Source organism: Cryomorpha ignava, from assembly GCF_010686655.1.
Lineage (GTDB): Bacteria > Bacteroidota > Bacteroidia > Flavobacteriales_D > Cryomorphaceae > Cryomorpha > Cryomorpha ignava.
This window is the reverse complement of sequence record NZ_JAAGVY010000070.1, coordinates 1-13,272: the sequence shown is the minus strand read 5'-3', so window position 1 is coordinate 13,272 and position 13,272 is coordinate 1. Positions and strand designations below refer to the sequence as shown.

Sequence of the window (13,272 nt, the reverse complement as noted above, 5' to 3'; positions counted from 1 at the left end):
TTATAGACTGAACATTTTAAAGCAGCGGTTATCAATATTTACTTGAAATTAATGGCCGCAGGGGTAAATACCCAGCGGAGCAGTTTTCTAAGATTTAACGTCATCATATCCGTTTTTCAATTTTTTATTGAAGCAGATCTCGATGTGACGAGGTTTTACGTAGAATGATACTGGGTTTCAAAACAAACATTTTATCAATTTACAGGCACTTTCGAGGGAATACAGCTTACCTCTTCTTCTTTCCCGAACGGGTATTCTGTTTCTTCTGTTTTGAACTCCCTATTCCTTTTCGCTTTCGCTCCTGAAATGCACCTTTAAATTCCGGATCGGCTTTGCGTTTAAAATAGTCAATTTCTTTGGCCATCGCTTGCTTTTCGCCGGGTAGGAATGTGCCTTGTTCTACCTCTTCGGGAAATGGAGTTTGCGCAATCTCGCTGCCAATGTATTCCTCAATTTTCTGTAAATAAAAGCGTTCTAACTGATTTACAAACGATATGGCCACCCCTTCGCGGTTTATACGGGCTGTGCGACCAATGCGGTGCAGATAATCTTCGGGTACTTTGGGCAATTCAAAATTGATTACGTGCGACACATTATCAACGTCTATTCCACGAGAGGTAACATCGGTAGTGACCAAAATGCGCACTTCGCCTTTTCTAAAATCATCCAGCGCATTTATGCGGGTATTCTGACCCTTATTGCTGTGCAAGACCCTCACCGTGCCGGCCTCTCGCCTATCTAGCAATTTCGAGACCCGCTCTGCCGCATCTTTGGTGCTGCAAAAAATAATGAGTCTGTTCCATGATTCATCTTTCAAAAGGTGCAACAGCAGGTTGAGCTTAGACCGAAAATTCAGCACCGGATACCATTCTTGAACAACTTCTTTTACCGGTTTCTGCCTATCTTCGCTTTCTACCCGGGTTGGAAACTCGAGAAATTCAGCTGCCAGTCGCTCCACCCTTTCGGGAAATGTGGCTGAAAACAAGAGGTTTTGCCGCTTTACCGGTATTATTTCGAGCATTTGCCTAAGCTGTGGCATAAAGCCCATTTCCATCATCCGGTCGGCTTCATCGAGCACGAGGGTTTTAATTTGCCGGGTAAAAATGTGACCGAAGCTGTATAAGTCAATAAACCGGCCGGGTGTGCTTACCACGATATCAACCCCTTTTTCAATCATGGCCACCTGTTCTTTTTTTCCAACTCCACCGTAAAGACATACCGATCTAATGTCAGTATTTGCCGTAAGCAGTTCCAAAACACGATGAATCTGGACAACCAATTCCTTTGACGGAGCGAGAATGACTGCGCGTGGATGCATCTCTTTGGCGTATTTCACCTTTAAAACAAGGGGCAAAAGGTAGGCAAGTGTCTTTCCCGAACCTGTTTGAGCAATACCCAAAACATCTTGTCCCGACATGGCGGGAACAATGGCTTTTTCCTGAATATCAGTAGGCTTGACTAATCCCATTGCATCGAGTGCATCGGTAAATTGTCGGGTTACGTTCAAAGATCTAAATCCGCTTTCCATGGTTTCAAAGGTACGCTTTAGCTAATTCATTGAGCGTTTTCAAGAAGTTTTCTCTCCTTCAAATAGAATTGTGTACTTTCGCCCTGCTGAAATCGGCCATGCCCGCACACGGAATCCCTCATGGGTTACAATAAAGAATTTGAAGACATAAGACCTTACAACGACAGCGAGGTAAAACAGGTTATTGCACGATTAGTGAAAGACCCTGGTTTATACGAAGTTCTGAAGTTTGTACATCCTCAATGGGGCGATGATGACGTGCGCAATGCAGTGAGCGAGGTTGAAACTATTGCCGATTTTCAGAAAAAAGTTGCGCATCCCGGCATGCGTATTCTCATAGACCGTACGGTAGATAATCTTTCGTTTAGCGGACTAGAGAACATCAAAAAAGATGAATCTTATCTTTTTATTTCCAACCACCGCGATATTATTCTCGATTCAGCTATTCTGAATATAGTCCTTTTTGAAAGCGATCACGGCACCATTCAAACCGCTATTGGGAGCAATTTGCTATCAAGCGCTATTGTTACCGATCTTACAAAGCTCAATAAAAACTTTGTGGTAAAGCGAAATACGGGAGCACGTGAGTTTTACGAAAACTCTATGTTGCTGTCTGCCTATATCCGCCACACTATTGATGAGGCAAAGCACAGTATATGGATAGCCCAGCGCGAAGGCAGAACCAAAGATGGATTGGATAAAACCCAGCCGGGTTTGCTTAAAATGCTGACTATTAGTTGCGAAAAGGCCATGCGCGAGTGTTTTAGAGAGTTGCGCGTTACACCGGTAGCTATTTCTTATGAGCACGATCCCTGCGATGTGCTCAAAATTCCGGAACTTAAAGCCATTTCGCGCGATGAGAAATACGAAAAGCAACCGCTCGAAGATTTCAACAGCATTATTACCGGGCTTACCGGTCAAAAAGGCCGTGTGCATATCAGCATTGGAAAAACAATTGACAAGGAATTAGACATCCTGGCCGAATTTCCGAATATTAACGATAAGCTGCGGATGCTCGGTGAGTTTATAGATTCACAGATTTATCAAAATTACAAGCTTTGGCCTACCAACTATATGGCCTTTGATATTTTGGAAGGAACCGTGTTAGATAAGCCTGAATACGAAGGCGCCGATCCTGAAGCTTTCAACAATGAGGTAAAAGAACGCCTTTCAGCTGCCGGTCTTCATTCTGATGAAGATTATGAACGCTTGCTCGGAATGTATGCCAATCCGGTGCGCAATCATTTGACTGTTTCTGAAAGTTAGATTCTGCTCTTCCCTAAATTCGCCTTCCCGTTTCTTGCCTGCCGGCGGCCGTCTGTTGAAGATCAAATATTCGCTATATCCTTTGCCCGAAAGTCAGCAAATTGTTGTCAGGGTCAAGTAGTGCAAATTCTTTTTGTCCCCAAGATTTAATTTCTAATTGACCATTTGGGTGTATCTTTGTTTTGTTGTCAAGCAGCGATTGATAAAGTTTGTCAATATTATCAGTTCTGATATAAACCTGGCCATAGTTTTCTTTTGGATCAAGATTTTTAAACTCAAAAAAATGTATTTCTATTTTGTCTTTTCCAACAATTAGATATTCGCCATAATCTCCCAGCACACTAAAATTCAAATTGCTTAAATAGAAATCCATCGTTACGGATTTGTTACGCATTGGTAATTTTGGATTGATGGCTGTAAGCATATTGATTCGATTAATTTTAGTTTTTCTGTTTTAATTCTATTGTTGAAGAGTTTTTTACGATGCAAAAGACAACAGTATGATGCGTATCCTGAAAGGTATGCACTATTCAGAATGTTGTGCTTTCGTGTTTTTATTATTTTCCAAGTTTTTATTCAATAGTCCAAGCAAGTCTTCAAAATTACATTTCAGTCCGTTTGCTGTTATGCTCAATGGTGTCTCATACTTATTAAAATTCATCTGCATTATCTTACGTTTAAAGCCACTTGGCTGCCTATCAATATAACTCTGTGGATTTTTTACAAATAACATTATGAGTTTCTGTCTGTGAATTTTCATTACTGATATGCTTTTAAGATCTGTCCATTTAATCAGTCCAGCAGCCACGCCACTTGAATTGTCGGTGATTCCTTCGTTGTCAATTATGAGTCCTGGTTTGTTGTCAGGTAATTTCTTTGCATAGAAGAAGGTCATTATCCCAAAAAATAAAGTCGAAGCGAGTCCGACAGAAAATATCAAAGTCGGATTACCGAAGATGGGGTTATTTATTTCAGGTGGTGAAATGAGAAACCAAAGTCCAAGTCCTACAAACATGATTGAACTTAACATTAACAATGTCAATTTTGACTTACTCAATAGAATAATAATTTTGTCTGATTTTGACATTTACCTTGTCTCTTTTTAATTCTGACTAACGGTCAATTTTTAAATTCAATTTCCGTCGAAAATTTCACCCGTTAGCAAGAGAAATTAATCGATTTTTTCTTGATATGGGGAATGAAGCACAGCGGCAATAATCGAGTAGGCAAAGGAATTTCACCCTAAGACTCTCACAACTTGTCCCGCCACAGCGGGAGAACCGTACGTGATAGTCTACTCTCTGCGGTCGTGAGATTCAATCCGCTAAGTTCCCATCATACGGCTCTTGTTGCGCAAATCTAAACTACTACATTTATATCAGAAAAATGCCAATGGTAAAACAAAGTTCGAAATGGATTCGTGACTATTGACAACCATTTATTCCCTTTAATGCTTTTTTTTGAAAAGTTTTATACCTTTATTTTGATTTAAAATAGTCGAAATTATCAATTATTAGTGTTTGCGGACATACAAGAAAGATTTAAATGATATTTAAGTCTTCGATCTTTTCGTAAGAAAAATTAATCTAAATTTAACAATAGACTGATACGATACCAAAATTTAATAAAACTATTTTGAGCGATTCCAAAATTTCTATTTCAGGCATTTATTTGATTAAAGCATTCCTTATTCTTGGAGGCATCCTAGCTTTTTTATACTTCGGCGCATCTTTATTGTTGCCTCTGGTAGCGGCAGCAATCATTGCCGTTTTGCTGGATAAACCAACAAAAAAATTAAAAAAATGGGGAGTTCCAAATTGGTTGGCGATTACACTTTCGGTTATAACCACGGTAATACTTTTTTCATTACTTACGTGGCTAATAAGCTCACAAATAAACGCTATGGCAAACGATTGGCCCACTATTAAAGAAAGCGCTACTCAAAAATTGAACAGTCTTACACAATGGGCAAACCAACGATTGAGTTGGGATTATAAAGATTATTTAAAAAACAATGAAAAGTTGGTGAACAAGGCGGAAAGTCTCGGCAAAAGCTTTCTTTCCTCACTTATGACTTTACTATCCCAGTCACTCATAATCTTTGTGTATATTATTCTTTTATTGATGCAGAAAAAAATGTTTATAAATTTTTTGAAAAAACTGTCTTCCAGTCCCTCGGGAATGGTTTCTCTTTTAAGCGATTCAGCAAAAATTATTAGCAGTTATCTTTTGGGGAAAGCCAAGATCATGACCATTCTTTTCGGAATTTATTATTTGGGTTTTACGCTTGGTTCCGTTCCTTATGCTTTGTTTTTAGCGCTATTTGCAGCGCTGTTTTCCATCATTCCTTATGTGGGAAATATCATAGGTGGCGGCTTAGCTGTGCTATTATCATATTTATATTCCGGGTCTACACCTGCCCTCATTGTGATTGGGGTGGTTTCAGCGGCTCAATTGTTAGAAAATTACGTTCTTACACCGTGGATTATTGGTGATGAAACCAATCTGAATCCGTTCATTACTATTTTTGGTGTTATTCTTTTTTCAACGCTCTGGGGAGTGGTCGGTGCTGTTATTGCCCTGCCTCTAATTGGCGTGCTGAAAGTAATATTTGAGCATACCAAAGAAATGGAGGCCTATGCGTATTTGATTAAAAAGAACGATTCCTAATTGAATAATTTTTTAGCTTGCGCAGAACGGTAAATACAAGAGTAGTGCGGCAGTTCGAAGAACATACTTTCAATTTACCGTAAAGTTTGTTGCTTGAAAGATATTCATTTTAGATGTGAAGCCCGCATTACGTTTATAAAATGTTGTGCTTTCGTTTTTTCATTTTTGCAGTCCGATGAATTTCCAAAAATTAGACTTTGGTTTTTCAATTGACTCATTTGATCTTTTGTATAATTTGTTTAGTTCTTCATAAGATTTGATTTCTAATTTTTCCCTGTCCGCGATCACAATGCCAAAATGGTTTTCAACGTTTGAACTTATTCTCTCAAACTTGCCAAGTGAAATCATTTTTTCATTTATCCTAACTCCGTCTGAGTAGTCTTCATAGATTTCTACTGGCAACGGAATATATTTTGGTGTTGATTTGATATTTTTCGTGAAAAAACAGGGGTCTAAATCTCCGAATTCAAGTCCAAAAACAAGCGGAACTTCAATAACTTGTCGCGTTTTCTTATTTTCAAATCCGCAATGGAAACCATGAATAAAATATTTCCAATCGGCTATTTCCCCAATTTGTCTTTTGTCTTGTTTTAGTGCGTTAAAAGTATCCAATGGGAAGTCATTATTTAATTTTAAGTTCAGCTTGTCAACCAACTTAAAAAGTAACTCTTCACCTAATTTCCTATAATCTTTTGCGCAATCTTCAAAGAAGTCTTGATTACCTTCAATTTCTTTATCCGTTATGAGTTTTGCAATATTTATTTCAGGCTCAATTGTATCAATTCCAACTTGAAATCCTATAAGTTCCTTTTTCAAGTTTTCACCGATTTTTTCTCTTTGATTATTTAGCTTACCGTCAAAAACAAGTTTCAATGTTCTCTCTCTTGGAATTGTTCTTATTGATTTCAGAGTTGGCACTTGCTCAAGAGTGCTTATGGAGATTATGTCGGTTTTTCTATCCAATGGTTTTGGTTTTCTCTAATGAAGCACAACGTTCTTCGTGTATGAGCCGTTGCGTGTCCCACACACGAACCATTAAAAGTACAAAACTCCGCTGGAAAATTCCCAAGAATTTTCCAGATGAGCACAGACCTAGCAATGGCTTATACACGGTGTTGCACGAAACCTTCGGTAGTTAATCCCACTTCCCTCCCGGAAACAGATTTCATACAAAGTGCTAAATTTAAGGCTTACATATTAAAACACAATTATCATGAAAAAAAAAAGAATTTAATTGACTGCGCCTGCGAGAAGTAGCGGGTTTTGACGCGCTGTATGGATTGATGAAGCAGCGGATGAGTATCTCAGGAAAAAGTGAGAGTACGCTCAAGAATTATGCGCACCACGTGGCAAAGATGGCTCTGCATTACCAAGCGCTGCCCACTGAGCTCGATGTAGATCAGATCAATCCCGTAGGATATTTCCAACGGGGTAAACGACTATCTGTATCTGATGCAGCAGCAACACAAGACTGCATCTGAGAGCTACTTCAAATTTACCGTTTACGGTTTGCGTTATGCCTTTCGCTTAAAGGGACTCAAAGACAAACACATCGCCATGCCGAGTATCAATGGGGACAAGCGATTGCCTGTGGTACTCAGTGCCGAAGAGACGCGGCGATTGCTGCAAGCTCCCAAACTACTTAAACATCGCATACTGATCGGATTGCTCTACGGCTGCGGCTTGCGCTGCTTTGAGGTGCGCAACTTGCGGCTCAACGATTTAGACTTCGACAGGAAAACACTTTTTGTGCCCAAATCATAGATCAAGCCGAAGGCATGAGGCAAAGGCGATAAATCCCGGTACGTGCCGCTGTGCGATATGCTGATCAGAGGTCTCAAGGCCTCTATCCAATCGGAAAGTCCTGATGAGTGGCTTTTTTGCGGCAAGCAGCCTGTAGAAGGGCGTTCGGGAGGCGGCTTTGACAATCGCTACGCGCAAAGAGGGGTGCAATGGGCAGTAAAACAAGCCCGAAAAGCAGCGGGCATTACCAAACCCATGACCGTGCACACGCTGCGCCACACCTATGCCACACATCTGCTGGAAAGTGGGCTTGATATTATGATTATCAAGGACTTGCTTGGTCATGCCTGTATCCAAACTACACTAATCTATCTGCACTGCCTGCCCCGTTTTTTCGGGGTAGCGCAATACAATCGGGTAAAACCATTTGGTCCGCTCGAAACGCTCTACACTCCGGATTGATGCGCCCTAAATATGAAATGGCCGATGTGCTTCGCGCGCATTGGCCACACGTGCCCGGCATGAAAGGTATGAACGGGTGGAAACTGCGCACCTTGGGTGCCCTTATGCATTGCCGTACTGCCGATCTTGGTGCGCATAAAGATGTGTGCACCAACTGTGGCACCATAGAGCTCAGCTACAACAGTTGCAGAAACCAGCATTGCCCAATGTGTCAGGGACACAAACGTGAACGGGAGATCAGTGCAGCAGCCACTGAGATTAAACAAAATACCAAAGGTCTATACCATAATTGCTATCGAATCCAATGGTAATAAATGATGATCTTTTTTTTCGTAGTACCCTTAATTGAGTTTATAGGCGGTCACAACAGTTTTTATAGATGGTGCACAGCTATGTAATATCCCGAAGTTATTACACTTTTTTTTATTTTCCCTTGCGCGGAAAATCGATCCTTCTCTTTTAGCGCCGCCTCAGTCCAAGGCTAGACCGACCTTCATCACGACCTGCACCTCGTTCTCGGACTCGACTTCCCTGGGCTCCGCCAGGAGGACCCGCTCGGGCTCGACCGCGTAGCCTTCTTCCGGGTCGTCGGACGCATCTGCCAGCAGGACGTCCCGCACGGCGGTGGCTCGTGCCTGGCCGAGTGCCGCGAGATCGGCATCGGTTACGGGTTGCGCCTCGATCACCTCCTCGGCGAGATGGGCTCGATAGGCGACAGCGTCGAACTCCGAGCGACCCACCGCATCCTCTTCCTGCTCGCGGGTAAAGCGCTCACGGACCTCGTCCAGGCTGGTTTCCGGGTAGGCGCTTGAGAAAATCGCCTCCATCGCGTCTTGCGTCGATTCCTCGGTCAGGTCCGGGGTCGAAACCTCGCGTCCTTGCTCGCGCAACCACTCGGCGAGCTGCTCGACGGCGCGTTGTTGCTTGAGTGCCGGGCCGTCCACATCCGGATCGAAGGGTCCGGCGAGTTCCAGCACCAGTTCCGGACGCTTCACGAGGGCCTTGCGGAGCAACCCTACGCGCTGGCGCTGCGGCGCTGTCAGGTCGCTTCGGCCCGCCGGGTACGCGATCCGTTGCAGGTCCTCTTCGCCAGCCCCAACCAGCCCCGCCAGGAAGCGGAACGGCGCGCTGACGACGCTGCCAATCGCGTCACTGATGGCGCTGCGAACCGCGCCGCCCAGATGGAACTGCGGATCGCCGAGATCTCCCGTGACCGGGATATCCATCTCGATCACGCCCTCGCTGTCCTTGAGCAGCGCGACGGCGAGGCTGAGCGGCAGGTCCATCGCGTCAGGGCTCTCGACCTTCTCGCCCAGTTTCAGATCGTGCAACACTATCGCATTGCTGCCCTTGAGCTTGCCGTCCGTTAGGTGATAGCCAAGATCAAGGTCCATGCGGCCTTCCGCGATCCGGCGGCCGGCGAAGGCGATCGTGTACGGCGAATAGCCCTTCACCACCAGGTTGCGGAACGTCAGCGTGACGTCTGTGTCCTGCCTCGGCTGCCAGGCGTAGATCGTGCCCTCGATGCGCGCCAGGCCATCCTCACCCACCTGACCTTCGAACTGCACGTCGGCCGGAATCTGTGTATCCGAAGCCAGTGTGGAGACCTCGCCGTTCAGCTTGTGGATGTTCGTCGAGAAAGGCAGCGGCAGCGAATAATCCGTGAACTGGAGACGACTATCGGCCAGAACGATGCCGGCGATGCTGATGCGTAATGGGGCGAAGTCTTCGCCGTCATCCCCTTCGGAAGCGGGGGCCTCCCCCTCGGCCTGCGCCACGAGCAGGCGCTTGAAATTCGTGGTCTGATCCTCGTGGATGATGACCCGGCCGGATCCGCTCTCGATGGACACGCTCGAAGTCTCGAGGCTGCGCTGCGCAAGGCTCAGGTCGAGCTGCTCGATCTCCATGGCTTGCCATCCCACCACCGGCTCGGTATCGCCTGGATCCAAGGGCGCGAGGCTGAGCCCGTCCACGCCGACACTGCCGTGATAGGCTAGAGGCTCATCGTCGCTGACGGACAATCGTCCGTCGAGGCTCAGGTTCCCACCCTTGATCGCCAGCCGCGCGAATTGTTGCAGGTAAGGCTCTGCCGGGCTCAGCGTCAGCGCCTCCACGCGCATACCGCCGTTGATCTCGAATGCCGGCGACACCTGCATTTCGCCGTCGAACGAGAAGGCACCGCCCGCCTTGAGCTGCCCGGCGAAATGGACCGGGAACTCGGTGTTCTCATGCAAGGCAGCATCATTCAGCGACAGGGAAAATTCTTGCACCGCGATGGTGGAGGTCATGCCTGACGGGTCGGACGCGGTGGTCAGGTGATCCGCAAAGCGGATCGTTCCCTCTACAACATCCAAATCGCGGATCACCGTTGCCGGCATCCCGCCTTCGCCGGTCGCTTCCGGCTCGCCCGCGGCGTCATCCTTCAGCCGGGAGAAACGCGACTCGCCCGAGGCGAAGCGTTCCTCCTGAACCACCAGACCTTCGAGGCGTACCTGCTGGAAGATCCATGCTTGATCGATGAGGCTGACCAACGAGAAGTTGACGAATAGCCGGTCGAAGGTGGCGAGCTCGTGACCGTCGGGATCTGCGAGCGCGAAATCGGTTACCTCCAGGGTGAACGTGTAGGGATTGAAATCGATATCGCCGATGCGAAGCTCGCGACCAAGAACCTCTCGCACCTTATTTTCAGCGATCCTACCGGCCAGCCACGGCACCAGGAAAAAACCCGCGAGCGTATACAAGGCGACGGCCACCAGCAACCAGAAGCGAACCCGGCGCACATTGATCCAATGGTGGCGCAGGTACCCCCACCAGCGCGATAGGAATCGACTACTCATGGCGAGGGATAACATTAGCGGTCACACCAGTGCCAACTTCTCCATACAATCTGATAAAATCACCCAAAACCGGTTTCCCTGCAGGTCTTTTGTTTAAAAGGTTTTCTTTATTCATCTTTTCTGAATTTAATTTTTTTTATAATTGTAAACTACGGTTCTTTAGCTTAATAGATGTTGTAAGCCGCAGGTTGGGTCTGGTTTAGCAGCTTATGTTTTTTGTATTTACTGCCTTTCATTATTTCCTTTATCTTTTCCGGCCACATGATCGGCATAATAGCCGCCACGATGTCCTATGGGTTTATCTTCACCGGTTGTGGTATCCCGGCTCGTTTGGTGTTCCATTTCAGAATTGATTTCCGCACCGAGTAGGATAATAAATCCCGTAAGAAAGAACCATAGAATAAGGATAATTACTGCCGCAAAACTGCCATAGGTTTCATCAAATCTGCCAAAGTTATTTACATAAAGGCTAAAAAGCAGCGATCCTCCAAGCCATAATGCTGTAGCTATAATAGCTCCCCAGCTGATCCATTTAAATTCAGGACTTTTACGATAGGGTGCAACCTTATAAACCGCAGCCAACGCAAACATGACTATCAGTGCCAGAATGGGCCATCGCAAAAATTGAATAATTGTTTCTAATGTTGAGGGTAAACCAATCTTATCGATAAGTGCGGGAAAAGCCACAACCATCGCAATAGCAATAAAACCGATAATAATGCCGCCTATAGTAAACAGAAGGGTAATGCCAGTTAATTTAAAAAAACCACGTTCATCTTTTTCATTATATGTAATATTTACTCCTTGAAAAACTGCCTTTGAACTGTTATTGACACTCCAGAGACTGATCAGTATACTCAAAACTAAACTCCAGCCTAGGGATGATTCTGACTTTTCAGATTGCTTTTCTAAAATATTGCTAATTATTTGGTGTGCCTGCTCAGGAAGGACATTTGCAAGCTGTCCAATCTGCTGCTCTACCTCCGCCGGCTCCATTAGCAGTCCATATATGGATAAAGCAGCTGCAATAGCGGGAAAAATTGCAAGGAAAAAATAATATGCAATTCCTGCTGAAACGATGGATACATGATCCTTTGTCAGCCGGTCTTTTACTCGTAAGGCAATATCTTTCCAGCCTTTCTTTGGTATTTGTGTCGGTTTTTCGGCGTTGTCACCTCTGTCACCTGTTGAAGTAGTGCCCATAATAATATTATTTGCTAAGATTAAAAGATTCGGGTTACCCATTTAGATCTCGGCTACTTTTAATTGACCGAAAGTCGTTGGTTTATGCTCAGACATTCTCTCAATAAGCCTGTAAAGTATGGATTTTCGGTGGTTCCACCGATTAAAACGGAAAAAATATTCGTTGATGTAGTTTGCCATATTCTCTGGATCGCAGTATGAACGTACACCGCGCAGCCAGTTTTTAAAGTTCCTGATTTGGTTGTGCAGCATAGGAAAGTTTCTTCCCTTTTCAGATAGGATTTGCTTCAAATTAGGATAGTCTTGCACAAGCGGTTTATAACCTGCCCATCCATCAGCCAATATATGAGCTTGTGTGCTGATGTGCTGGTCAAATATGGGACGAAGCGATTTGGCACTATAGTCTTCAATGACTTTGGCGTAGCCCCTTCAGCAATCACCATTTCGGTACTCAAATGCGATTACAACGCGTATTTTCTTTTCAGATTTGCTTCTTCCTTGTTCGCCTTTCTGCGGGGTTCTAATTTCAAATTCATCAACGTGTACATCTCCATCCAAAGGGTTTTGACCGCTGCTTTGCATCGCTGTTTGTGCCTTGCGCCTAAAGAGCCAAGCAGTAGTTTGCTTCACTTCCTAGCACTCGCCGAGCCAAATACTACTTGCGCCTTTTTTAAGCGTTGCGATATCATAAAGCATTTCAAAGGTATTCTAAATTCCAAATTTGACCTTGTAAAATAGCGTGTGAGCGGTAGGTGACTCAACATAATTACAACGTTTACACCTGCGAGAGTAAAGCTGCTTGCCACCGATATATAGCCCACAGCAGCACTTGCGACAAGAATATCCAGACTGCCATTTTATATCTGCCAAGTGCAACATACACTGCTCCTTGGAGCCGAATTGTTCTTTGAATTTTTTTCTATTTAGTTCTTTTAAGGGCTTCATAATTGCTAATTTTTAGACAATTATAGACCCTGACGACGTAACCTATTTAAGTTCTTTACTATTTCGCGATCTAAATGGGTAACCCTATAAAAGATAATATACGTAAGAGATATAAAATTAAATCTACTTCAGCCAGACATACTTGAAAAACGGGATATCATATTAAATGTTTGATAACTGTCAACCTGTGATGCTCAGCAGCATTTACGGCGGCATCTATAATGCCTTAATCTTTCTCCCCATTTATCAAATTCCAGGTTCTCTTGCTTTCGAACAGAATCCACAGCATATTTTTCAATGACCTTACCTTCTTTCCATAAAAGGTGGCCCAGCTTGAAATTCGGTACTAGCTGTCCGTCATCATGCGCCATGACGTTGATGTGCATATGCCGTTGCGTGTTAAAGCACGAACCATAAAAGTACAAAACTCCGCTGGAATATTCCCAAGAATTTTCCAGATTGGCACAGACCCAGCAATGGTTTATACACTGTGTTGAACGAATCCTCCCTGCGGTCGGAAGCTTTTCGGAGCTCAAAATACGTTTTCTTAGATTTATACCAATCTTAAAAATCAATATGATGTATAAAAAAAAGTAAAACGATAGTAGAGACTGCTAT

Annotated in this window: 12 protein-coding genes and 1 pseudogene; 5 read left to right on the top strand and 8 right to left on the bottom strand. The window is 44.4% G+C overall.

The annotated features are described in order from the left end of the window. Positions 1–226: 226 nt before the first annotated feature. The gene (locus G3O08_RS19585) at positions 227–1,528 is read right to left on the bottom strand and encodes a DEAD/DEAH box helicase (protein ID WP_163287145.1); all 1,302 of its coding nucleotides are present in this window, start codon (positions 1,526–1,528) and stop codon (positions 227–229) included. Positions 1,529–1,648: 120 nt separating this feature from the next. Here G3O08_RS19585 and G3O08_RS19580 point away from each other — a divergent pair, with 120 nt between their 5' ends. Further along, a complete protein-coding gene (locus G3O08_RS19580) occupies positions 1,649–2,794 on the top strand; it encodes a 1-acyl-sn-glycerol-3-phosphate acyltransferase (RefSeq protein ID WP_163287144.1) in 1,146 nt (381 codons plus the stop codon). Positions 2,795–2,867: 73 nt separating this feature from the next. On the opposite strand, the gene G3O08_RS19575 is transcribed toward G3O08_RS19580, so the two are convergent. Both G3O08_RS19575 and G3O08_RS19570 read right to left on the bottom strand, forming a co-directional pair. Continuing rightward, positions 2,868–3,218, bottom strand: a complete 351-nt coding sequence (locus G3O08_RS19575; protein WP_163287143.1) for a bleomycin resistance protein — start codon at positions 3,216–3,218, stop codon at positions 2,868–2,870. Positions 3,219–3,320: 102 nt separating this feature from the next. Then, positions 3,321–3,881: an STM3941 family protein gene (locus G3O08_RS19570; protein ID WP_163287142.1), complete on the bottom strand. Its 561-nt coding sequence runs from the start codon at positions 3,879–3,881 to the stop codon at positions 3,321–3,323. A 548-nt stretch (positions 3,882–4,429) separates the two neighbouring features. On the opposite strand from G3O08_RS19570, the gene G3O08_RS19565 reads away from it, so the two are divergent. Beyond that, positions 4,430–5,464 (top strand): AI-2E family transporter, encoded by a 1,035-nt coding sequence (locus G3O08_RS19565; protein ID WP_163287141.1) that lies wholly within the window; start codon positions 4,430–4,432, stop codon positions 5,462–5,464. 159 nt (positions 5,465–5,623) lie between these two features. Here the strand turns inward: G3O08_RS19565 and G3O08_RS19560 are convergent, their stop codons facing one another. Further along, positions 5,624–6,427, bottom strand: a complete 804-nt coding sequence (locus tag G3O08_RS19560; RefSeq protein WP_204336958.1) for a DUF6896 domain-containing protein — start codon at positions 6,425–6,427, stop codon at positions 5,624–5,626. A gap of 332 nt (positions 6,428–6,759) precedes the next feature. Between G3O08_RS19560 and G3O08_RS21355 the strand changes: the two genes are divergently transcribed. The 3 genes and pseudogenes from G3O08_RS21355 (at position 6,760) to G3O08_RS19550 (ending at position 7,980) form a co-directional block, all read left to right on the top strand. Next, complete coding sequence (locus G3O08_RS21355) at positions 6,760–6,945, top strand: hypothetical protein (protein WP_239541364.1); 186 nt, start codon at positions 6,760–6,762, stop codon at positions 6,943–6,945. After that, positions 6,917–7,669: pseudogene (locus G3O08_RS19555) on the top strand (tyrosine-type recombinase/integrase). The gene G3O08_RS21355 and the pseudogene G3O08_RS19555 overlap by 29 nt, the downstream one beginning before the upstream one ends. Beyond that, on the top strand, positions 7,669–7,980 hold the full coding sequence (locus G3O08_RS19550) for a transposase zinc-binding domain-containing protein (protein ID WP_163287140.1): 312 nt from the start codon (positions 7,669–7,671) through the stop codon (positions 7,978–7,980). Before G3O08_RS19555 ends, G3O08_RS19550 begins: the two are co-directional and overlap by 1 nt. Positions 7,981–8,139: 159 nt before the next feature. Here G3O08_RS19550 and G3O08_RS19545 read toward each other — a convergent pair whose 3' ends face one another. From G3O08_RS19545 to G3O08_RS19530, 4 genes are all read right to left on the bottom strand, one after another. Beyond that, positions 8,140–10,506: a DUF748 domain-containing protein gene (locus G3O08_RS19545; RefSeq protein ID WP_163287139.1), complete on the bottom strand. Its 2,367-nt coding sequence runs from the start codon at positions 10,504–10,506 to the stop codon at positions 8,140–8,142. 222 nt (positions 10,507–10,728) lie between these two features. Beyond that, entirely contained in the window at positions 10,729–11,709 is a 981-nt protein-coding gene (locus G3O08_RS19540) for a YihY/virulence factor BrkB family protein (protein WP_163287138.1), read from the bottom strand. A gap of 42 nt (positions 11,710–11,751) precedes the next feature. Next, positions 11,752–12,120, bottom strand: coding sequence for a transposase (locus G3O08_RS19535; protein ID WP_317164115.1), 369 nt, complete (start codon positions 12,118–12,120; stop codon positions 11,752–11,754). Positions 12,121–12,138: 18 nt separating this feature from the next. After that, positions 12,139–12,339: a hypothetical protein gene (locus G3O08_RS19530; RefSeq protein ID WP_163287137.1), complete on the bottom strand. Its 201-nt coding sequence runs from the start codon at positions 12,337–12,339 to the stop codon at positions 12,139–12,141. Positions 12,340–13,272 lie beyond the last annotated feature (933 nt).

Excerpts from the sequence above, each read along its gene's own strand:
- G3O08_RS19585 (WP_163287145.1), bottom strand. The coding sequence starts at position 1,528 with ATGGAAAGCGGATTTAGATCTTTGAACGTAACCCGACAATTTACCGAT.
- G3O08_RS19540 (WP_163287138.1), bottom strand. The coding sequence starts at position 11,709 with ATGGGCACTACTTCAACAGGTGACAGAGGTGACAACGCCGAAAAACCG.
- G3O08_RS19575 (WP_163287143.1), bottom strand. The coding sequence starts at position 3,218 with ATGCTTACAGCCATCAATCCAAAATTACCAATGCGTAACAAATCCGTA.
- G3O08_RS19550 (WP_163287140.1), top strand. The coding sequence starts at position 7,669 with ATGCGCCCTAAATATGAAATGGCCGATGTGCTTCGCGCGCATTGGCCA.
- G3O08_RS21355 (WP_239541364.1), top strand. The coding sequence starts at position 6,760 with ATGAGTATCTCAGGAAAAAGTGAGAGTACGCTCAAGAATTATGCGCAC.
- G3O08_RS19570 (WP_163287142.1), bottom strand. The coding sequence starts at position 3,881 with ATGTCAAAATCAGACAAAATTATTATTCTATTGAGTAAGTCAAAATTG.
- G3O08_RS19580 (WP_163287144.1), top strand. The coding sequence starts at position 1,649 with ATGGGTTACAATAAAGAATTTGAAGACATAAGACCTTACAACGACAGC.
- G3O08_RS19545 (WP_163287139.1), bottom strand. The coding sequence starts at position 10,506 with ATGAGTAGTCGATTCCTATCGCGCTGGTGGGGGTACCTGCGCCACCAT.